The following is an 18,838-nucleotide window of genomic DNA, read 5'->3' as shown; positions in this document are numbered from 1 at the left end:
CAGCCGCACGACAACAAATCACTCGGCGCGAAACTGCGATTTGCTTAAGCCCTTGTCGACTGCGATCGCTGTTATGAGAACGACCCCTAGCACCACCTGCGCGTAGAAGGATTGGACTTGGATGATGTCCATTCCATTCCGCAGGACGGTCAGTCCCAATAATCCACCCAAGGCGCCGATTGCTGTCCCGCTACCCCCTTTGAGAGCTGTTCCTCCCAAGACCAGAGAGGTTATTGCCCACAGTTCGTAGCCTGTTCCATATCGCGCGGTTGCTGCCCCGAGTTGAGCAGACATCGCAATCCCGCCCACAGCCGCTATGGCGCCGCAGAGCGTAAAATTGGCGATCACGTGACGTGAGACATTGATCCCTGCGTTCACGGCTGCACTTCTGTTGCCGCCGATCGCGTAGGCGTTGCGCCCATGGATCGTTTTGGCCAGAATCCAGTGGAAGGCGACGAAAAGTACGGCGAAAACAATCACAACCAGATAAATCGGGCCGAAAGACATGGTCCCGAACTCGATAAAGCGGGGGTCGCTTGCCGATATCGACGTGTCGCCGGTGTAAAGAAATGCCAGACCACGAATTCCAATCATCGCCGCCAAGGTGATCACAAAGGAATTCACCCCACTTTTCTCGACGAGCCATCCGTTCAAAAAACCGAGGCATGCTCCGACGACGATTGTGAAAGGGATAGCGACTGACAGTCCCCATGGCTGAAGGCCGATTACCATGCAGGCAGCAAGTCCCATGGTCGCACCGACAGATAGATCGATATTTCCGTTGATCATCACCGGCAGAAGCCCGACTACAAGAAATCCCAGCAATGCGACCTGCAGGAGAATTTCTGAGACATTATAGGTGCTAAAGAAGAAGGGGCTGATGCCACCAAAGATGGCGCACTCAATAAGCAGGAGAATCCAGATCGCGTACCGGGCGAGCTTTTGCACTGACCTCATTTTTCTCATGCTCATGACATTTGAATCTTTGACTGCGTTGAGCGCTGCCGGATCATATCCGGCTTCCAGCGCGGTACTCGCTAGGCTATCGTTTCTCATGCGAATACCCGCCCTCTTTTGCGCGCCTCGTTGATCCAAATGGCAGAGACGATGATGATCCAGGTCACGAGAGACTGGGCTTGATGCGGGAAGCCCATCAGCAAGAGCCAGTTTTGAAGAAGACCGAGGGCGACTACACCGAGAAGCGAGAGCAAAATACTGCCAGAACCGCCAAACAGACTTGTCCCTCCAAGTATGATCGCGGCAAGTACATTGATTTCGAAGCCAGCCCCTGAGTTGTTTTGGACTGCCATAACACGGGATCCGAAGACAACCGCCGCGACCGCGGTCATGAAGCCGGAAATCACGTAGGCGAAGAAAATCGTCCTGCGCTCACTAACCCCTGAGAAGAAGCTGGCGATCTCGTTGCCGCCCACGGCGAATATCTGGCGTCCATAGACGGTCCGATGCAGAAGGACCGAAAACACGATCGCAGCCGTAATGAGCAAAACCACCGGGAAAGGAAGGCCGTAGACCTCACCACGACCCAGAAATGCAAACCATGTGGCGTTTGGATTCGCAACCCACACGTTGTGAGCGTCCGTATATATCAATGCGAGTCCCTGGAGAACGGAAAGCATGCCCAAGGTGGCGATCAGCGAGTCCAGTCGCAGGAGGCCCACCAAAAATCCGTTGAGCCCCCCGATTAGAACACCCACCAAAAGGCAGGCTGTGATCGCAACGCCCGCGCCGGCCCGCTCGTGAACGCTGATGAGGACGACCCCGCAAAGCGTAAGCATCGAACCAACCGACAAATCGAGGCGACCGCAAATTACAACGAACGTTACCCCTATTGCGATCAAACCGGTGATCGATACCTGACGGAGGACTTGGACCAGATTGTCGACCGTCAAGAAAGACGGCGTCGTCCAACCGGCGACGGCGACTAGGACGATGAACGGGGCAGTGATGCGCAAGATCGCGACGGCCCTCTCCCAGGTAACTTGGTCTCGCAAGGCTTCATGTCTCCTTCGCGTGCACGGAAGTAACGGAAAGCCGTCTTCGCTGTGCCGCTCATTTTGCGGCGATAAGGCAGCCGGGTTTGTTGATTCAACAGTGCCGGCTCTGCACGCACGATTATAGTTCACCCTCTGGGCATAGAAGCTGAATGATACGCCGCCGCAAATCAGTCCCAAGGCCATGTGACAGTCATCGACAGCCGATGAATCGTATCTAGATGCGCGGTGCCTTGCCCTGCTACGCGAAGTTATTTGAGAGGAATACGGCCGCCCATTGCGCCGTGTTCAAGCATGCCCGTGGCCTCGCGCCCGCCGCCGAGAGCCTGCAGACCTGGCGTCGTTTCGATTTCGCTATCGGTGCCGGACATTTCGAAGGGAATATCAAGTGCTGTCTCAGTCACCATTCTAGGTGACTGACAAGAGGCGCCGGTCGGCTTCTACTTCGATTGCTTTCGCATAACGCTAAAGGGTTGCGCTTTTGGTCCCGACGTTCGAGGGGTCTTTGCGGGCGTGGCTAATCGGAGGATCAGATATGAAACTGTGGTATCAATCCACGCTGGATTTCGCGTACCATCCAAATTACGCAAAGGCGCTCGCAGCACACTTCGCAAAGATCGCGTCTCCGGAGACGGAAGTTGTTTTAAGGGGCCGCAACAATCATTTGGGACGCGGCCTCCCGGCGACGGACGTTATTGGGTGCCCCGCCATCTATCACTCCATAGTGACGCCTGCATTCATACAGTCTCTGCTCGAGGCAGAGAATGAAGGCGCTGACGCGTTCATTGTTGCATCGTTCAGCGAACCAATTTTGACCGAACTGAGGTCGCTTGCTCGGATCCCTGTGGTCTCAATGCCCGAAGCCTGCTTCATGGCAGCAGCGATGAGCGGCCAGCGAATTGGCTTTGTGACGCTGAACAGGCTGGTGATCCCGTTTATTGAAAAGTCGATAGCGCTTCATAAGTGGAAAGAAAGAATCAGCGGAGTTCATCTCATCCCGGGTGACGTTTCTGAGGCGGAGCTGGACGAGAACTTCGACACACCGGCCACCTATCTCGACCGCCTACTTGTCGGCGCACGTGAGGCGGTAGCTGCCGGCGCACAAGTTGTTATTCCCGCGGAAGGGGTCTTGGGTGTGATGGCCGCCGAGAATGGACTTCGTGACGTGGACGGCGTACCGATGATAGATGCGATTGGAACACCCGTGCTGTTTGCCGAACTCGCGGTGGCTCTGAGGGCACGGACTGGCTTGGTTCACAGCCGATTAGCTTACCCAGCGCCAAGCGAAGTTGCTCGAGAACTCCTTCGAAAAATGTAACCCACAAGACATTTCGGAAGAACCGACTTGAGGGGTGGGAAGGCGGCTCCCCTTATCGGCCGACCAGGGATCGGATGATGGCAGCCAAGAATTAGCGGTTCAAATCATTCCTCGCTCAGTTTCCGTGGTTCGGATTCTTGGCTACGTTTGGCTCCCTGAACAACCAGTTGCGACCCATGTTACGCTACGCAAACAGGTCGCCATTTAGGGGCGCACCGTGAACCACCTCCTCGCAATCAGAACGTTCTTGCGGGTCGTCGAAACCGGCTCCTTTAGCCTTGCGGCGCATCAGCTCTCCATCCCTCGTTCCACCGTCAGTAAATTGGTGAAGGAACTTGAGCTACATCTTGGCACTGCCCTCATTCACAGGAGCACAAGAACGATAGGCGCAACTTCTGACGGACTCGAATATTATCAGCGTGCGGTGCGCCTGGTCGCCGAGCTTGATGAGGCGGAAGGTGCTGTCCGAAGTAGAAAACTCAAGCCGAGAGGCCACTTGCGAGTTGACGCTCCCGTATCGTTCGCTCACTCGCTTTTGATCCCGGCACTTCCAGAATTCTGCGAAGAGTTTCCACAGATCACCATTGCGCTCGGTGTTAGCGATCGCACCATCAACCTAGTGGGAGAAGGTGTAAATTGTGCGATACGAGCCGGTGAAATGCACGATACCAGTCTGATTGCGCGAAAAATCGTTGAACTCCCCTATGTGACTTGCGCTGCTCCTGCCTACCTCAAAAAATTCGGCATGCCCCATTCCCCGACCGACCTCCAGACCAATCACTCTGTAATCGGCTATTTTTCTGCGGCATCGGGGAAGATTGAGCCCCTGTTGTTAAAGAGCAAAACTGAGAGCCTGGAGCTCGATAAATTCAGTTACTCCACCAACGACGGGAACGGCCTAATCGACATGATCGTCGCTGGACTGGGAGTGGGTCAGCAACTAAGACCATTCGTGCAGGAGCATCTCGAGACAGGTCAACTCGTTCCTATATTGGAGGAATGGAGCCGACCTCCTTTAGCCTTCCACTTGGTATATCCGGGAAAGCGTCTACAAAGCGCCAGTCTGAAGGCTTTCACGAGTTGGCTAATCGAGAAGTTTCATAAGTACAGGTAGCGACAGCCGCGTCATTCACGCGGCTGTCAGGCGGTAGTGTCACATCCGCCTATGACAGAAATGCCTCCCGACATCATGTATCGCTGCGTCTTGGAATTTATTGCGTTGGCATCACCAAGCGGAGGCTTACAATGGCTTATGCGATTATTTTCGACGATCAGAGCGGCGTGGAGGATCTGAGAGCCAGATTTCGAGACGCTCACCTAAATTACGTCCGGGAAAACCTGGAAATCATTGTCGCGAGCGGAGGTCTTCTCAGCGACGACGGGGCGGCAGGAATCGGCGGAGTGATGTTGATCGACACTGATGATCGCTCGGTTGCCGAACGGTTCGTCGACAATGATCCTTTCTTTATACACGGAGTATATAAGGCCCCTGTGATCAAGCGTTGGCGGAAGGCATTCGTTGACGGCAAATGTCTGCTCTGACGCGAAGGTCATGGGCCCGACAGAAGGATGATCCGCGATCGTTCGATACGAGTGCGCAGACGAGAACGGTCCGCGGGCAATGAGCGTTGTCTATGCCCGATCAAAAGCTCGCAGAAGGTTTCCCAAGGGCGCATTTTCCCGAAGAGCTACAAAGAGACAGGTATGAGTAGGGTCTTCATTACCGGTTCGACAGATGGTCTTGGACTTGCCGCAGCACACCGGCTTATTTCTGAAGGGCACCAAGTCGTCCTCCATGCTCGGTCGCCAGCCAGAGCAGCATTTGTTGCGGCCTTGCCATCCAATGCCTTCGGCATGGTGATAGGCGACCTGAGCAGCGCCGAGGAGGTTCGCTCGATCGCGCTGCAGGTCAATGCACTTGGCCGAATGGACGCAGTCATTCACAACGCGGCCGTCTACCTCGAGCCCAGCCGTGGCAAAACGCCTGAGGGACATGCAAAAACACTGGCGGTAAACGTACTTGCGCCCTACATTTTAACCCACCTGATCGAACGCCCCCGCCGCCTCATCTATGTCGGTAGTGGGATGCATCGTGGCGGTGGCGCCTCGCTTGATGACCTCGATTGGAAGGAGCGTCCCTGGGACCCGGTCCAAGCCTACTCCGAGAGCAAGCTGTATCTCGCGACGATTTCGACCGCTGTCGCGCGAACCTGGCCGGATGTTGTCAGCAACACCGTCGATCCTGGCTGGGTTCCAACGAAGATGGGCGGCGCCGAGGCTTCTGGTGATCTCGAGATGGGGCATCGAACGCAGACATGGCTCGCCTTGAGCGACGATCTGAATGCCAAGCTCAGCGGCTATTACTGGTATCATTTCCAGAGACAGACGACAGCTCCGGAGGTTACCGACCCGCATTTCCAATCGGCCCTCATTCACAAGCTGACCGGTCTTACAGGCGTTCCGCTTTTTTAGGATTTTAGCTGCCGGCATACTTTGGAAAGGAAACGCCGTGCGGAGAGATTCCCTTTCACATCGGTGACATGTCGCTCCGATCGCATACTTGCGCGGAAAGTTCGAATTCATCATCGCTTCCCTTCACATTGCATTCGGTCGCGCTTTTGCCGTGTCGCTGTTCTGCTTTGCACCGAACAGTGACGGTTTGCTCAAGCGTCGATTTCGATTGACATCGTGCACCCTTCGTGTATTGTTCGATTAATGAACGTTTTTGTTCTAATAGCGAACCGAAGGAGATTTAATGGAACCGCGCGTTAGTAAGTTGGGACATGTAGGCCTGACGGTTCGAGATGTTGACCGGACTGTCGAATTCTATACGAAGTATCTCGGAATGCGCCTGACGGAGAAGTTCGTTTATCCAGCCGACCGTCTCGGTCACGGCGTCGCTGTTGCAGAGGGCGCCTTTGTACGCTGTGACGTCACGCACCACGAACTCTCTATCTTCCGTATGCGTGAAGACATCCTTGCGAAGGACTCTCCGAACGCGCCGCGGTACGGATTCGGTCTCCATCACATCGCCTTCGAACTCGACACCCCCGAGGCGCTTCTAGCACTGCTGAAGAAAATGACTGATGGTGGCGTCGAGATCGTCAACAGCCGAAAAGGCGGCCCGGGCAATCAACCGCGATTCTACGCTCGCGATCCCGACGGCAATCTGCTGGAATTTTATTGGGGCATCGACAAGATCGGCTGGCAGGGTGTTCCACGCGAGTACGATCCGATCGAAGAGATTGATCTGCTCTCATTCGACTTCGACGCCTATGAACAGACCCGTGAGGCTGACGCAAAGGCTGCTTCTACTACCAAGACACAGGCCGCCCGCTCGGTCGCATGAGCAATTCTGGGAAATCGCAGAATCTGCGATTTCCCTACTTTCGGCGTTTTCCCCTACCCCGGCTCCGTGTCGAATCTTCATCCCTCACCGCTCCATCCGGAAGTTATCTGGCCTTAAGCGCTACCATCACCGCTACGAGCGTCAGGATGACGTCGAACGATAACCCACCACATCGATCTGCCGTCCTTAACAGGACCTGTGCGTCCGCGAAGTAAGCGCGCGGCACTGACCTTCACCCAGTCGAAAGCGATTGCGGCCTTTCCGGGAACTTCAGGTCGGGATCTTTGGCGCTATTGGGTGTCAAGGCGATCGCCAATTCTTCATCCCGATTGAATCATTTTCGCCGCCTTTTCAGCGATCATCACGGTCGCGGCATTTGTGTTGCCGCGCAGGATCGTGGGCATGATCGAGCTATCAACCACCCGCAGCCCGGCTACCCCGCGGACACGCAGCTGCGGATCGAGAACTGCACCGTCATCTCCGCCCATCTGACATGTGCCGACAGGATGAAGCATCGGAACGAGCTTCTCCCGTGCAAAGGCGTCAAGATCGGCGTCACTTGTTTTATCAGCCGATGGTTCGACAGGGTTGGCGCCAATTTTCTGGAAAACTCCAGCGCTGAGTATATCCCGAACTATTCTCAGTCCTGCACGAATTGCTGACCGATCATATTCCGTGTCGAGCGCGGCCATCTGAATCTTAGGCGCGGCCAGAGGGTCTGGACTGGAGGCATGAACATAGCCTCTGGACTCTGGTTTAAGATGGTACGAATTGAACGTTATTCCAGGAAAGGGATGGGCGATCATCCCATCCCGCGAAAACCCTAGTGCCGACCATGAATTGACCGTGATTTCGATGTCCGGCGCAGGTAGCTCGGCACTGCTTTTGGTAAAACCGCCTACAAAGGTATTCGTCCAGGCCAAGGGCCCGCTCTTCGTCGTGACATATTGGCCAAAAATGGCAGCCTTACGAAAGATGCTGTGGCCGATCCGATTGAGCGAATAATCGGCTTGATCAACCTTGTAGATCGACTTGGTTCCGAAATGCTCTTGCAGATTGGCTCCGACACGCGGTGAATCTACGACGAGGTCGATCCCCAGCTGCCGCAAGTGATCGCCGCGTCCAATGCCCGAAAGCTCAAGCAAGTGCGGCGAATTGAAGACGCCGCCGCAAAGGATCACTTCCTTGGCTGCCGCCAGGTATTGCACGCGGCCGGCGACCGTATAGTGGACCCCTACGGCCTTTCCATCTTTGATCTCGATCCGGGTAACGCGTGCATTCGTGATGATCCTCAGGTTCTCGCGGCGACGTGCCGGGTCGAGGTAAGCCCGCGCGCTGCTATGTCGCTTGTTCTTGCGGGTCGATGTTTGGAACCGGCCGAATCCCTCCTGGACTCGCCCGTTGAAGTCCGGGGTCTGTGGTAGGCCACGTTCCTCGGTAGCAGCAATGAAGGTATTGCTCAGTAGATCACCAGGCCCGTCGGAGACCCACATCGGCCCACCAACCCCATGGAAATCGTCTGCACCCCGCTCCTGATGCTCAGCCAACTTGAAATACGGCAATACATCGTCATACCCCCAGCCAATGCAGCCAGCGGCTTTCCATTCGTCATAGTCAGCCCGGTTTCCCCGAACGTAGAGCGACGCATTGATAGCGCCGGATCCCCCGATTACCTTTCCACGTGGCTGAAAGACGCGCCTGTCGCCGATGCCTTTGATCGGTTCGCTCTCATACATCCAGTTGAGCTTCGGATTGGTGATCAGCATTTGCATGCCGAACGGTAGATTGATCCAAGGATTGTGGTCGTTGGGTCCCGCTTCGAGGAGAGCAACGCGCAATTTGCCCGATTCACTGAGCCTCGCTGCCAGAACGCAACCAGCCGTCCCTGCACCAACAATGATAATGTCCGCTGTCGCATTTACGTCTGCTAGTACCGCCATCTGATAAACCACTTCTCCGACCATGCAAATCGTTATCCGTAGCTCTGCGAGAGAGCCTTCTTTCACGCAGCCTGTTACTCAACCCCGCCGAGGCAGACGTATTTGAGCTCGGTGAATTCCTCGAGACCGTATTTGGAGCCTTCGCGACCGAGACCGGAGAGCTTTACTCCGCCGAAAGGTGCCTCCGCGGTCGAAATCAACCCTGTATTGACCCCGACCATTCCATATTCCAAGGCTTCCGCGACACGGAAAACCCGAGCGAGATCTTTGGCGTAGAAGTAGGATGCGAGTCCAAAGTCGGTGTTGTTGGCCTGGGCAATCACATCAGCCTCGTCATAAAAGCGGAAAAGCGGTGCCACAGGACCGAAGGTTTCCTCTTTTGCCACGGCCATCTGAGGAGTGACGTCGGCAATGACAGTTGCTTCGTAGAAGAGTCCACCCAGGCTATGGCGCCGGCCGCCAGCCAGGATGCGCCCACCCTTCGACGTAATATCTGCAACGTGTTCTTCGACTTTGGCCAGCGCTGACTCATCGATCAGGGGGCCGAGGTTGATGCCCTCGTTGAAGCCGTTTCCGGTCTTGAGCTTGCCGACGGCGGCAGCCAGCTTTTGCGCGAAGGCTTCGTATACGCCTTCCTGGACGTAAAGGCGATTTGCACAAACGCAGGTCTGGCCGTTATTGCGAAACTTGGCAATCAGCGCACCCTCGACGGCGGCATCCAGGTCGGCGTCGTCAAACACAATGAATGGCGCGTTGCCGCCGAGCTCAAGTCCGAGCTTTTTGATGGTCGGAGCGCTCTGCTTGTAGAGCTCCGCACCGACTTCTGTCGATCCGGTGAAGGTCAACTTGCGTACGATCGGGTTGGAGGTCATCTCCGCCCCTATCTGCCGCGCAGACCCGGTAATGACCGAATAGAGCCCTTTTGGCAGGCCTGCTCGTTCGGCGAGTACTGCAAGCGCGATTGCCGAGAACGGCGTCTGTGCAGCGGGTTTAAGAACCATAGCACAGCCCGCAGCGAGTGCGGGCCCGGCCTTTCGGGTGATCATCGCATTCGGAAAATTCCACGGCGTGATCGCGGCTACCACACCGATCGGCTGCTTCATCACGAGAATCCGCTTGTCTCGCTGGTGCCCAGGTATGAGGTCGCCATAGACGCGGCGGGCTTCCTCGGCAAACCACTCAATGAAGCTCGCACCGTAAGCAATCTCGCCCTTTGCCTCCGCCAAGGGCTTTCCCTGCTCGAGAGTGAGAATGTGCGCAAGATCGGCCTGGTTTTCGATCATTAATTCAAACCAGCGGCGCAAGACAGCTGAGCGCTCTTTGGCGGTCCTGGAAGCCCAATCCTTCTGGGCAATAGCGGCAGTCTCGATAGCCTTTTTTGTTTCGGCAGCTCCGAGGTTCGGCACGTAGCCGATGACTTCGCCCGTCGCTGGATTTGTTACCGCAATCGCATTGGATCGATCGGCGTCGATCCACGTGTCGCCTACAAGCGCGGCTTCGCGAAAAAGAGTAGGGTCTTTCAACGTCATGGCGTCCTGCCTCCTCATAGGCGGCTTGCGAATACGGACCAGGGGGCCCTCATCCAGCAAGGTTTGTTGAATTCATCGGGTACCGAAGGTTTATCATTGCAAACGTTAATCCATCAGATTAATGTCCAACAATGTCCGATTATCGTTCTACTTCGTTCGTTATTAGGCACATTATAGCCGTCGGTCAAGGAATCTTCAACAAAGGTATCAAAGGAGAAGCGTATGTCAGAGGGCAAACCCAGGTCAGAGAAATTCGAGCGCGGCCTCGCCACACGGCGGGCTGTACTCGGAGATGCGTATGTCGACAATTCGATCAACCAGGCCGACGAGTTCTCTTGGCCTATTCAGCAACTGACGACCGAATATTGTTGGGATGAGGTTTGGAACCGGCCTGGTCTTGACCGACGCTCCCGATCCCTTCTCAATATCGGCATGATTGCGGCGTTGAACCGCCCACACGAACTGAAGATCCACGTGGGCGGAGCTCTAAATAATGGCCTGTCGAAGGAGGAGATCCGCGAAGCGATCCTTCAGATCGCGATCTATTGTGGGATGCCTGCAGCACTAGACAGCTTTCGTATCGCGCGAGAGGTTTTCAAAGAGCGCGACCTGATCTGAAAGTCTTCGACATATGAATGCGAGTCGCCAGAAATGGGGCTCGCATTCAAACATAGTCGCGCGGCCCAGCTAGTAGACTTCGAGGGGACGCAGAAATCCATCTCCCGCAAGCGTCACGGACGTGAAATTTTCCGGCCTCTCACAGGCCAGGCTCCTGCCCCTCGTGCATTGAGGTTTCCACCTTATCGACGTCCTCTTCGAGCCGTTCAAAAACGACACGCCGTTTCCGCCGATCGAAATTCAGAGACAGCGCGTCGGGTCGGCTATAGTGGCCGATCGGATCGGCGCCGGCCTTCGCACTGATTATGTCTTCAGGTTCGAGATCTGCATAAAGGATGCCTTCCTGGTCCTCAGGAATAACATCGCAAAGCGGCTTTCCGTCAGGCCCAAAGATCATCGCGAAGCCTCCGCCGGGGCCGCTGGTGCGCGTGTTGAGAATGCGTGCCTGCTCCGGCGTTTCGCAAAGAATGTCGAACATCTCCTGGGAAACTGTCGAACTCGGAGCCAGTACAAAACATCCACCCTCAACGGCGTATATTTGGCTTGCGGCGTTGTTGATTTCGGGTCCGAACGAGTAGACAAGATCGCGTGAGTTGCAGAAACTCGGCCAGGACGCAATATGCACCTCCTCACCTTGCGAAAACATTGCCATTTTCGTGAGTGGCTGCAAATGCTCCCAGCAGTTCAAGGCACCCAACCGTCCGAAAGTCGCGTCGACTACTTTTAGGTCTGAACCATCCCCCTCGCCAAACACCATCCGCTCGGCGTGTGTCGGCTTGAGCTTGCGCCGATGCAGGAGAACCCCTCCATCCGGGCCGATGATCGATTGCGCGATGTATCGGCTTCCCCCGGCCTTCTCGGAGTAGCCCATGATTAGGGTTGTCTTGGCTTTCGCAGCGATATCCCTCAATCTCTTCATTTCGGAAGACTCGACCGCCAGGCTTTCCTGATGGTAGCGAGGAATGAACTTCGACCAATGGATGGGCGGCATAAGCCAGATGAACCACGGGTAGCCCGAAAGAAAGGTTTCCGGAAAAGCTACGAGCTCGGCACCCGCTTCAGCAGCCTTTGTGATCAGCGCCTCGGCCTTGTCAATACTGGCCGACAGGTTCATGTAAACCGGAGCAGCTTGAATCGCCGCAACGCGGATTTTCAGCATCGCTTCTTCCTCCTCTGAATACCGGTGGCTGCTGTCAAATCTCATTTATCTCTTCGGAAGTGCCTTTTCCCGATCGTTCAGCAATAATTCCGAGCGTTTCTGACGAATGCTCTCGTGTAGACATCGTCTTCGTGAACATCGCTTTTCAGCACGCTTCGCGGCGAACGAAGGAAGTGCTTACGAAAGGAGCGGCTGAAGTGGGACAGATCCTTGAAGCCATGGCTGAAAGCTGCATCGGTGACATCGCGGCACCTACCGTCGGCTAATGCCCGGTAACTTGCTTCCATCCTCTGTACCTGAAGCCATCGCATAAACGTCGTCTTTTCGTCGGCAAAAAGCCTGTAAAGCGATCGGGGCGATAGACCGACTGCCAGTGACACTTGCTCGATACTCAGGTCCGGCTCGTGCAGATGCCTTGTCATGAAGCGCTTGGCAGCCTCCAGCCGGCCTATGTCGCTAGATATGACGGGCGAGCGGCTGAGAGTGGCAAAGAAGGCCGTCAACAGTTGGAGCAGGGTCTGATAAATCGTCGCCTGATCGACCTTGTCGATTGTCTCAAGGGCCCCGGCTTCCGAAACGAGGGCTCGCAAGACCGCTCCGATTCCCTCGCGCCCATTCATTGGGATCCAAGCGCATGCATCTGGATCTAAGAACGCGGCATCGAACGCAGTGACAGGGATGCGGACTGTAACGAAGCTAGCGGGAAGAGAGAAGCTCATTCGATAGGGGTCGCGCATGCCAAGGAGAATCATGTCGCCGCGGTTGACGGTAATTTGCCTGTCGATCAGCTCAAAAACAGTCGACCCGCCCTGGGCAAGATGGAGGAGGAAATGGCTTTCACCACCAAGCCTAATTTCGCGATGGCCACGGCGATAGACAGCGGGGCCCGCCGAGACGCTTGTGATCTGACCGGCCGCTAGATCATTGACGTATATCTGGCCACTGAAGGCGTCAAGCCTGACGGGAAAGCAATGACAGGAACAATGATAGCGTCCGATCAATTCGGCCCAGTAGGCGAGCCGGTCCACTGGCGATTCCGCGACGGTTGTATAACCGAAACCCATCATCACCTCACATGAGAAACCAGCGCCGGCGCGAGAAATCGCTCGGCGACTTGCAATATTCACTATATTCGAACTTACATGTTCGTATACCGGAATGCAACAGCTATCATTTTTTGGAGAAAGCGGGCATACCCTGGTGGCCCCTAGTTCTTGATGTTCGACTATAGAAACGATAGGTTCGATATTGGAGACATAGAGCCCTCAAGAAAACGAAAGAGAGCACAGCAATGACTCAAAATTCCAGGTCAACATTGCGCCTGATCATTCCGCAGTGGCAAGGCGGAAACGTCCATGAATATTACCTCGGGCCGCAATTGCTTGCATGGCTTGCACCAGCCTCTAAGGGGCCGACGGAAACAGTTCCGGTCCCCGAACCTCAAGAGGGCGAAACCCTCGAGGTGGAGGACGGCCTTATTGCAAGAGCCGCCGTTGTCAGACAGGCAAAAGCCACCCGCGAACTGATCGAAAAACACCAGCCCGAGCGCATCATCGCTCTCGGCGGCGACTGCCTGATCGACCTGGCTCCGATGGCCTATCTGAACAAGCGGTATGATGGCAATCTCGGCGTGCTCTGGGTCGATGCCCACCCGGACGTTCTCACCCCAAAAGACTTCGCGCAGGGTAATGCGCAGGTGCTCGGCGCCCTGCTCGGGAATGGAGACCCGGAATTCGTCGGAGAGGTAGACGTTCCCATCAAACCGGAAAACGTCATGTATGCGGGCCTTGATGAATGGTCGCCGGTCGAGGACGAGTTTATTCAGAGCCGCAAGCTGCGGCGCGCGGGTTCGGCCGAAATAGCCAAATCGTCCGCCTCCGTGATTGAATGGATCAAGAGCCGAAATATTCGCCACCTCGCGGTTCATTTTGACGTCGACGTTCTTGACCCGGCGACGTTCGGACCGATCCTCTTCAACAACCCGGCGAGCGACAAGAGTGCCCTTGAAGGCGTCCCGCGAGGGCACCTGCGACCTGCAGACGTCGTACGGCTCCTGCGCGACGTCGCCGATAATTGTGACATTGTCGGGCTTGCGATCGCGGAATACATCCCCTGGGAGGCAATCGAGACGCAGAAACTGCTGCGACAGCTCCCCTTGTTTTCAGAATAAAAGCTGATTGAACCTTCCTGGGTGGCCGCTCAAACTTGCCAAAAGGCCGCCCAACGACTATGATCGATAATCGGTCTTATAAGTCCGATTATAGATCATATCTTCGATGATTGTTCTATCGAGGTTTGGAGGAAGAAGTTGCAAAACGCACTAGGTCTGGTTCCTGTTCTCTATCGTAAGAACGGGCTTGCCGCAGAAACCATGAGCCACTACTGGCGGGATGTTCACGGCGTATTCGTCGCCAAGCATTTCGGCCCGAGCAGTTACCGGCAACTGCATTTCGGTGCATACAAGTCAAGCGAATGGCCGAATGCGACGGCAGATCGCAACCTCAGCGAAGAAAGACAGGTCGCGGGGATTGCGGAATTCATGTTTCCGGACGTCGACCGAAAACGCAATTGGGAAATCTCAAGTGGACCATTTGCGGACTCTGATGACTCGAATGTGTTTCGCCGATCTGCCGCATATACTGTTTCGCCAGCCGGCTTCGAACTTGTCAAGAGTGATGGCGATCAGAAGGAATACGACGAAAGCGGGCTCCGGATCGTAGCAATGCTCCAGGCCTGGGCTCCCGGCCCTCACTTTCATGGCTTCGTCCGCGACCAGCTTGCTCCCTTCTTTGCAAGATCATCCGGCATATCCCGCGTGCAGGTTATCAACCTGGATCCATACGAGACACCTGATTGGCTGGAGAGCCAGCCTGGCGGCGCCGATCGTTCGCTCAAGACCGACGAACAGCATCATGCGATTTTGGAGGTCGTCTTCGTCGGCGAGGAAGCGAAGAAGTCCTTTTTCGAGAACGACTTCAGTCAGATCGAGAAGAGCTTCGGCGAGCGGGTCAAGGCGGTTCACGCCTATAGCGTCATTGGGACCTACACTCTGATCGCCGACTCTAAGGTCACCTTGTCGGGATGGCTTGGCACCAATAGCGCCAGGATTGTCCATGACGTCGGCGCAAAGAACATTTCGGTGGAACTTGCCGAATACAACAAGTCCTTCAAATAAATTGTAGGGGGCATCGGCTGAGATGCCCCCTACACAAATGCCCTTCTTAGCCTAAAATCTTTTGGTCTTACCGCCGGCCAAGCTTCTGAATTGTAGCGACCAGATCTCTGTCAGGCTTGCTGTAATGCCAACGCCGGCCAGGCTTGAACCCCGTCATTTCTTTTAACCGCACCTGCATTTCTGCAAATGCGATCGCTGTCCCGATGAAGTCAACGACAGTCGCGCCATCTACGTCCGTGAGCCCGTTGCTGGCGATTACCTCGGCCAAAATCCCCTCGCCACAGATGATCGCGTCTGCGCCCTTATCGACGGCGCGACGCGCCGTGGCGGTGAAGCGCTTCAGGAATTCCGACGGATCCGAAAAAAGGCAGTTGAGTTCATCGTCGGTGAGTTTCGGATCGATAACTTCCCAGGACGATAGCCGCGAGGAAAGGCGATACTGCTCGATGTTTGAGTTGACGAGATGAACGGTCTGTTCGGACGGCGCGATCAGCCCAATCCGGTCGGCGATCGTACAGGACACGAGAAAGCTCGCTTCCATCGCGGAAATGACCGGGATATCGACCAAGGAGCGCGCTTCGCGCAGTCCGGGATCGGTGCTGGAGCCGATTACCATGGCATCATAGCCCTCCGCCTCGGCTTGGAGTGCAGCATCAATGAAGATCGACTTGACGACCTGATGAAACACATAGGGAAAGCCCGAGACCCGGGAGGGCTGTAGTTCGCCCCAGGTACCCGGCTTCGCCCCGAAAAGCTTAACCTCGGTGCCGGGGTTCGCAATTCGCTTGAAATGGGCTTGCAGCGCATTGCTGTAATCGACCGCGCGCGTCATTTCGACGGCTGATTGGTACCAGATCTTCATCATGCCTCCTCGTGACAACAAAATCCCCCGCGAACGGTACGCGGGGGAAGGTATTCTTTTAAGCCTTGCTGATGCTTTGCCGATACCTGTCGATCAGCACCGCCACGATGATCACGAGGCCCTTGATGATGTACTGCCAGATTTCCGACACGCCGACGAGGATGAGACCGTTTGACAAAACAGCGATCATCAGCGCGCCGACCAACGCGCCCCAGATCGATCCGATACCACCAGCAAAGGAGATACCGCCCAGAATAACCGCCGCGATCGCGTCGAGCTCGTAGCCCTGACCGAGTTGCGATCCATTTGCCGCAAGCAGGCGAGATGCCGCCATGAGACCGCCCAGGGCGGCAAGCCCCCCTGAAATCATGTAGACGGAAAACAGGAGCCACGGCACCTTCAAACCGCTGACATGCGCCGCCTTCGGGCTGCCCCCGACCGCATAGATGTGCATCCCGAAGACAGTGCGTCGTAGAACGAACCACGAGACCAAAATGACGGCAAAAGCGATTATGACTAGGTACGGAACGCCAAGGACGTTGCCGTTTCCAATAAACGCGAAAGACAGTTTCGCGTTGAAGATGGTCTGATCGTCGCCAAGTAGGCGTGCCAGGCCCCGCAAGGCCGTCAGGGAGCCCAGCGTCACGATGAAAGGAGGAAGGCCCACCCTGGCCACCAGGAGACCGTTCAGCCCGCCTGCAGCGACGCCGGTCAAAAGTCCGAAGGGAATGGCGAGAAGTTCGAGCTCCGGATTGAGGGACGTGATCAGCGTGACCATTGCCGCCAGAGCCACGATCGCGCCGACCGCCAGGTCGATGCCGCCGGTCAGGATGACAAAAGTCATCCCGGCAGCGAGCACCGTGTTGACCGAGGCCTGCTGAAGGACGATCGAGAGATTTCCGAATGTCATGAAACGATCAGTGACGAGCGCAAATCCCACACAGATCAGGATAAGCACAGGCAGCATCCCGAGGGGTTGAAGATACTCCGAGACCGGGCGGCGTGTGGTTTTCCATTCGCCAGAATTTTCCGTAACTGAGCTCATTGATTGCTTCCTCCTTCCGGCACTGACGATATGATCGACATAATTTCCTCCTGAGACGCACGCTTCGCGGCTGTTTGTGTAAGTTCGCCGGCAAAGCGGCCGTCACGCATCACGATCAGCCGGTCACATACGCCGATCAACTCCGGCATTTCGCTCGAAATGACCACGACCGTTGCTCCTGATTGAGCGAGCTCGTCTATAAGCTTGTAGATTTCGATTTTGGCGCCGATATCAACGCCGCGCGTTGGCTCATCAAGGAGCAGCACTTTCGGGCTAAGTTCCAAGAGACGCGCCAAAAGTGCCTTTTGCTGGTTACCACCCGACAGCTTTCCGACGGGAACAAAGTCGCCGGCCGCCTTGATCTTAAGACGGTCGAACGAGGTCTTGGATCTGATCTTGGCTCTCTTGCGGTTGAGAACACCGAAGCGCGCGTCGCGTGCCGCGACGTTGACGTTGATGTTGTCGCGCACGCTCATCTCGAGGAACAGTCCAAGCCCCTTGCGATCTTCGGTGAGGTACACCATCCCGGAGTTCATTGCGTCCACGGCGTTCGAACCTCGCACGACCTTACCTTCGATACGAACACTTCCTCGCGTCTTTGGATCGATCAACGCGATCAATCGCGCGAGCTCCGTCCGTCCTGAGCCGACAAGTCCCGCTATCCCGACGACTTCGCCCTTCCGAGCGTTAAAGCTGCAACCATGAACAACCTTGTCGTCCGCCAGATCTTCCACCTCGAAAACGATCGGAGCATCGGCGAAATTGATCTTGTGTTCCTTGTGATAGAAGGAAGCGAGATCGCGACCGACCATCATGCGCACGAGCTTGTCAGGATTGAGCTCATTGCGTGTGATTGTTCCGACGGATTTGCCGTCGCGCAAGACGCTGACACGATCGGCCAACGCGTAGATTTCGTTCATTCTGTGTGAGATATAGATGATCGCCATCCCATCCGAACGGAGCTGGGTGATAACCTCGAACAGGCGTTCGGTCTCGCGCTCAGACAGAGAGGTTGTCGGCTCATCCATGATGAGGATGCGGCTGCGCGCAAGGAGGGCCTTGGCGATTTCGACGATTTGGCGGTGGGCAAGGGAAAGACCTCCGACCAACGCATCGGGCCGGAAAGGCGCCGACAAGCGCGCCAACACGTCCGCTGCCTGTGCGCGCATCGCTGAACGATCGATCAGATAGTTCCGACGCAGCTCACTTCCCAGGAAAAGGTTTTCGAACACGGTAAGATTTTCGGCGAGCGCGAGTTCCTGATGGATCGTGGCAATTCCGAGCTGCTTAGCCTCGCGCGGCCCGGCAAAGCTGACTGGTCCGTCCTCGAAAACGATCTCGCCAGTTCCGTCGGGCTTGAAGAGACCAGACAGGATGTTGATGAGGGTCGACTTACCCGCGCCGTTCTCGCCCATCAGGGCATGCACCTCTCCGGGGTAGACAGCGAGCTGGACATCGCTCAGCGCTTTCAAGGCTCCCCAGCTTTTCGAGATGCCCTTCATCTGCAGGATCGGTCGTCGATTACTATCGCCGATGTCCATAACTCTCTCCTCCAAGCTGCTTGCACTATTCCTCATGCGGTCGCTTCACTTCCTCCTCAGATGCGCGGCGAAATACCTGCGGTGCATGGCACTCGATCTGAAACTTCCTCTCCGCCGCTGCCGGCGAACCCGATTGGGCTCAATGATTTCGCTATCTGAACGCTTAAGTTCTCATATCGAACTTTTTGGCCTCGGTCAAATCAATACTGCGTGCACATGCCTCACCTGTCATTGTGAGACAAATTTTTGGCAGCGAGCGCCGAGCGGCGCCGATGAATATGCGGCACACA

Annotated in this window: 18 protein-coding genes; 8 read left to right on the top strand and 10 right to left on the bottom strand. The window is 55.8% G+C overall.

Translation table 11 applies throughout. The features are described from left to right. Positions 1-18: 18 nt before the first annotated feature. The 3 genes from AC13QO_RS15110 to AC13QO_RS15100 form a co-directional block, all read right to left on the bottom strand. Entirely contained in the window at positions 19-1,056 is a 1,038-nt protein-coding gene (locus tag AC13QO_RS15110; RefSeq protein ID WP_488541079.1) for an ABC transporter permease, read from the bottom strand. Continuing rightward, positions 1,053-1,973, bottom strand: coding sequence for an ABC transporter permease (locus AC13QO_RS15105; protein WP_488541078.1), 921 nt, complete (start codon positions 1,971-1,973; stop codon positions 1,053-1,055). The genes AC13QO_RS15110 and AC13QO_RS15105 overlap by 4 nt, the downstream gene beginning before the upstream one ends. 290 nt (positions 1,974-2,263) lie before the next feature. Then, positions 2,264-2,419, bottom strand: coding sequence for a hypothetical protein (locus tag AC13QO_RS15100; RefSeq protein WP_488541077.1), 156 nt, complete (start codon positions 2,417-2,419; stop codon positions 2,264-2,266). Positions 2,420-2,547: 128 nt separating this feature from the next. On the opposite strand from AC13QO_RS15100, the gene AC13QO_RS15095 reads away from it, so the two are divergent. From AC13QO_RS15095 to AC13QO_RS15075, 5 genes are all read left to right on the top strand, one after another. Next, complete coding sequence (locus AC13QO_RS15095; RefSeq protein WP_488541076.1) at positions 2,548-3,330, top strand: aspartate/glutamate racemase family protein; 783 nt, start codon at positions 2,548-2,550, stop codon at positions 3,328-3,330. A 217-nt stretch (positions 3,331-3,547) separates the two neighbouring features. Continuing rightward, the gene (locus AC13QO_RS15090) at positions 3,548-4,444 is read left to right on the top strand and encodes a LysR family transcriptional regulator (RefSeq protein ID WP_488541075.1); all 897 of its coding nucleotides are present in this window, start codon (positions 3,548-3,550) and stop codon (positions 4,442-4,444) included. A gap of 131 nt (positions 4,445-4,575) precedes the next feature. After that, positions 4,576-4,872: a YciI family protein gene (locus tag AC13QO_RS15085; protein ID WP_488541074.1), complete on the top strand. Its 297-nt coding sequence runs from the start codon at positions 4,576-4,578 to the stop codon at positions 4,870-4,872. A gap of 162 nt (positions 4,873-5,034) precedes the next feature. Then, positions 5,035-5,802 carry an SDR family NAD(P)-dependent oxidoreductase gene (locus AC13QO_RS15080; RefSeq protein ID WP_488541073.1) on the top strand — a complete coding sequence of 256 codons (768 nt, stop codon included), beginning with the start codon at positions 5,035-5,037 and terminating at the stop codon, positions 5,800-5,802. A 283-nt stretch (positions 5,803-6,085) separates the two neighbouring features. Further along, positions 6,086-6,679 (top strand): VOC family protein, encoded by a 594-nt coding sequence (locus AC13QO_RS15075; RefSeq protein ID WP_488541072.1) that lies wholly within the window; start codon positions 6,086-6,088, stop codon positions 6,677-6,679. A gap of 320 nt (positions 6,680-6,999) precedes the next feature. Here the strand turns inward: AC13QO_RS15075 and AC13QO_RS15070 are convergent, their stop codons facing one another. Together AC13QO_RS15070 and gabD are read right to left on the bottom strand one after the other, a co-directional pair. Further along, positions 7,000-8,643 carry a GMC family oxidoreductase gene (locus AC13QO_RS15070; RefSeq protein ID WP_488541071.1) on the bottom strand — a complete coding sequence of 548 codons (1,644 nt, stop codon included), beginning with the start codon at positions 8,641-8,643 and terminating at the stop codon, positions 7,000-7,002. A 50-nt stretch (positions 8,644-8,693) separates the two neighbouring features. Beyond that, positions 8,694-10,148, bottom strand: a complete 1,455-nt coding sequence (gene gabD / locus AC13QO_RS15065) for an NADP-dependent succinate-semialdehyde dehydrogenase (RefSeq protein ID WP_488541070.1) — start codon at positions 10,146-10,148, stop codon at positions 8,694-8,696. Between the two features lie 222 nt (positions 10,149-10,370). Here gabD and AC13QO_RS15060 point away from each other — a divergent pair, with 222 nt between their 5' ends. Then, positions 10,371-10,766, top strand: coding sequence for a carboxymuconolactone decarboxylase family protein (locus AC13QO_RS15060; RefSeq protein WP_488541069.1), 396 nt, complete (start codon positions 10,371-10,373; stop codon positions 10,764-10,766). Positions 10,767-10,905: 139 nt separating this feature from the next. Here the strand turns inward: AC13QO_RS15060 and AC13QO_RS15055 are convergent, their stop codons facing one another. After that, on the bottom strand, positions 10,906-11,925 hold the full coding sequence (locus AC13QO_RS15055; protein WP_488541068.1) for a carbon-nitrogen hydrolase family protein: 1,020 nt from the start codon (positions 11,923-11,925) through the stop codon (positions 10,906-10,908). 77 nt (positions 11,926-12,002) lie between these two features. Continuing rightward, complete coding sequence (locus AC13QO_RS15050; protein ID WP_488541067.1) at positions 12,003-12,989, bottom strand: helix-turn-helix domain-containing protein; 987 nt, start codon at positions 12,987-12,989, stop codon at positions 12,003-12,005. 227 nt (positions 12,990-13,216) lie between these two features. Here AC13QO_RS15050 and AC13QO_RS15045 point away from each other — a divergent pair, with 227 nt between their 5' ends. Beyond that, a complete protein-coding gene (locus AC13QO_RS15045; protein ID WP_488541066.1) occupies positions 13,217-14,095 on the top strand; it encodes an arginase family protein in 879 nt (292 codons plus the stop codon). 138 nt (positions 14,096-14,233) lie between these two features. Then, positions 14,234-15,100, top strand: a complete 867-nt coding sequence (locus AC13QO_RS15040; RefSeq protein WP_488541065.1) for an EthD domain-containing protein — start codon at positions 14,234-14,236, stop codon at positions 15,098-15,100. A gap of 67 nt (positions 15,101-15,167) precedes the next feature. Here AC13QO_RS15040 and AC13QO_RS15035 read toward each other — a convergent pair whose 3' ends face one another. The 3 genes from AC13QO_RS15035 to AC13QO_RS15025 all read right to left on the bottom strand — a co-directional run bounded on the left by AC13QO_RS15035 (position 15,168) and on the right by AC13QO_RS15025 (position 18,548). After that, positions 15,168-15,932, bottom strand: coding sequence for an aspartate/glutamate racemase family protein (locus AC13QO_RS15035; RefSeq protein WP_488541064.1), 765 nt, complete (start codon positions 15,930-15,932; stop codon positions 15,168-15,170). Between the two features lie 88 nt (positions 15,933-16,020). After that, positions 16,021-17,007: an ABC transporter permease subunit gene (locus AC13QO_RS15030; RefSeq protein ID WP_488541063.1), complete on the bottom strand. Its 987-nt coding sequence runs from the start codon at positions 17,005-17,007 to the stop codon at positions 16,021-16,023. Beyond that, positions 17,004-18,548 carry a sugar ABC transporter ATP-binding protein gene (locus AC13QO_RS15025; RefSeq protein WP_488541062.1) on the bottom strand — a complete coding sequence of 515 codons (1,545 nt, stop codon included), beginning with the start codon at positions 18,546-18,548 and terminating at the stop codon, positions 17,004-17,006. The genes AC13QO_RS15030 and AC13QO_RS15025 overlap by 4 nt, the downstream gene beginning before the upstream one ends. Positions 18,549-18,838: the final 290 nt, after the last annotated feature.

Source organism: Rhizobium sp. CNPSo 3670, from assembly GCF_057784555.1.
Note: the sequence above shows the minus strand (reverse complement) of the source record. Positions and strands in the feature narration are given on the sequence as shown.

Coding starts and splice junctions, on each gene's coding strand:
- AC13QO_RS15110 (WP_488541079.1), bottom strand. CDS start 1,056: ATGAGAAACGATAGCCTAGCGAGTACCGCGCTGGAAGCCGGATATGAT.
- AC13QO_RS15100 (WP_488541077.1), bottom strand. CDS start 2,419: ATGGTGACTGAGACAGCACTTGATATTCCCTTCGAAATGTCCGGCACC.
- AC13QO_RS15095 (WP_488541076.1), top strand. CDS start 2,548: ATGAAACTGTGGTATCAATCCACGCTGGATTTCGCGTACCATCCAAAT.
- AC13QO_RS15085 (WP_488541074.1), top strand. CDS start 4,576: ATGGCTTATGCGATTATTTTCGACGATCAGAGCGGCGTGGAGGATCTG.
- AC13QO_RS15080 (WP_488541073.1), top strand. CDS start 5,035: ATGAGTAGGGTCTTCATTACCGGTTCGACAGATGGTCTTGGACTTGCC.
- AC13QO_RS15075 (WP_488541072.1), top strand. CDS start 6,086: ATGGAACCGCGCGTTAGTAAGTTGGGACATGTAGGCCTGACGGTTCGA.
- AC13QO_RS15070 (WP_488541071.1), bottom strand. CDS start 8,643: ATGGTCGGAGAAGTGGTTTATCAGATGGCGGTACTAGCAGACGTAAAT.
- gabD (WP_488541070.1), bottom strand. CDS start 10,148: ATGACGTTGAAAGACCCTACTCTTTTTCGCGAAGCCGCGCTTGTAGGC.
- AC13QO_RS15060 (WP_488541069.1), top strand. CDS start 10,371: ATGTCAGAGGGCAAACCCAGGTCAGAGAAATTCGAGCGCGGCCTCGCC.
- AC13QO_RS15055 (WP_488541068.1), bottom strand. CDS start 11,925: ATGCTGAAAATCCGCGTTGCGGCGATTCAAGCTGCTCCGGTTTACATG.
- AC13QO_RS15050 (WP_488541067.1), bottom strand. CDS start 12,989: ATGGGTTTCGGTTATACAACCGTCGCGGAATCGCCAGTGGACCGGCTC.
- AC13QO_RS15045 (WP_488541066.1), top strand. CDS start 13,217: ATGACTCAAAATTCCAGGTCAACATTGCGCCTGATCATTCCGCAGTGG.
- AC13QO_RS15035 (WP_488541064.1), bottom strand. CDS start 15,932: ATGACGCGCGCGGTCGATTACAGCAATGCGCTGCAAGCCCATTTCAAG.
- AC13QO_RS15030 (WP_488541063.1), bottom strand. CDS start 17,007: ATGAGCTCAGTTACGGAAAATTCTGGCGAATGGAAAACCACACGCCGC.
- AC13QO_RS15025 (WP_488541062.1), bottom strand. CDS start 18,548: ATGGACATCGGCGATAGTAATCGACGACCGATCCTGCAGATGAAGGGC.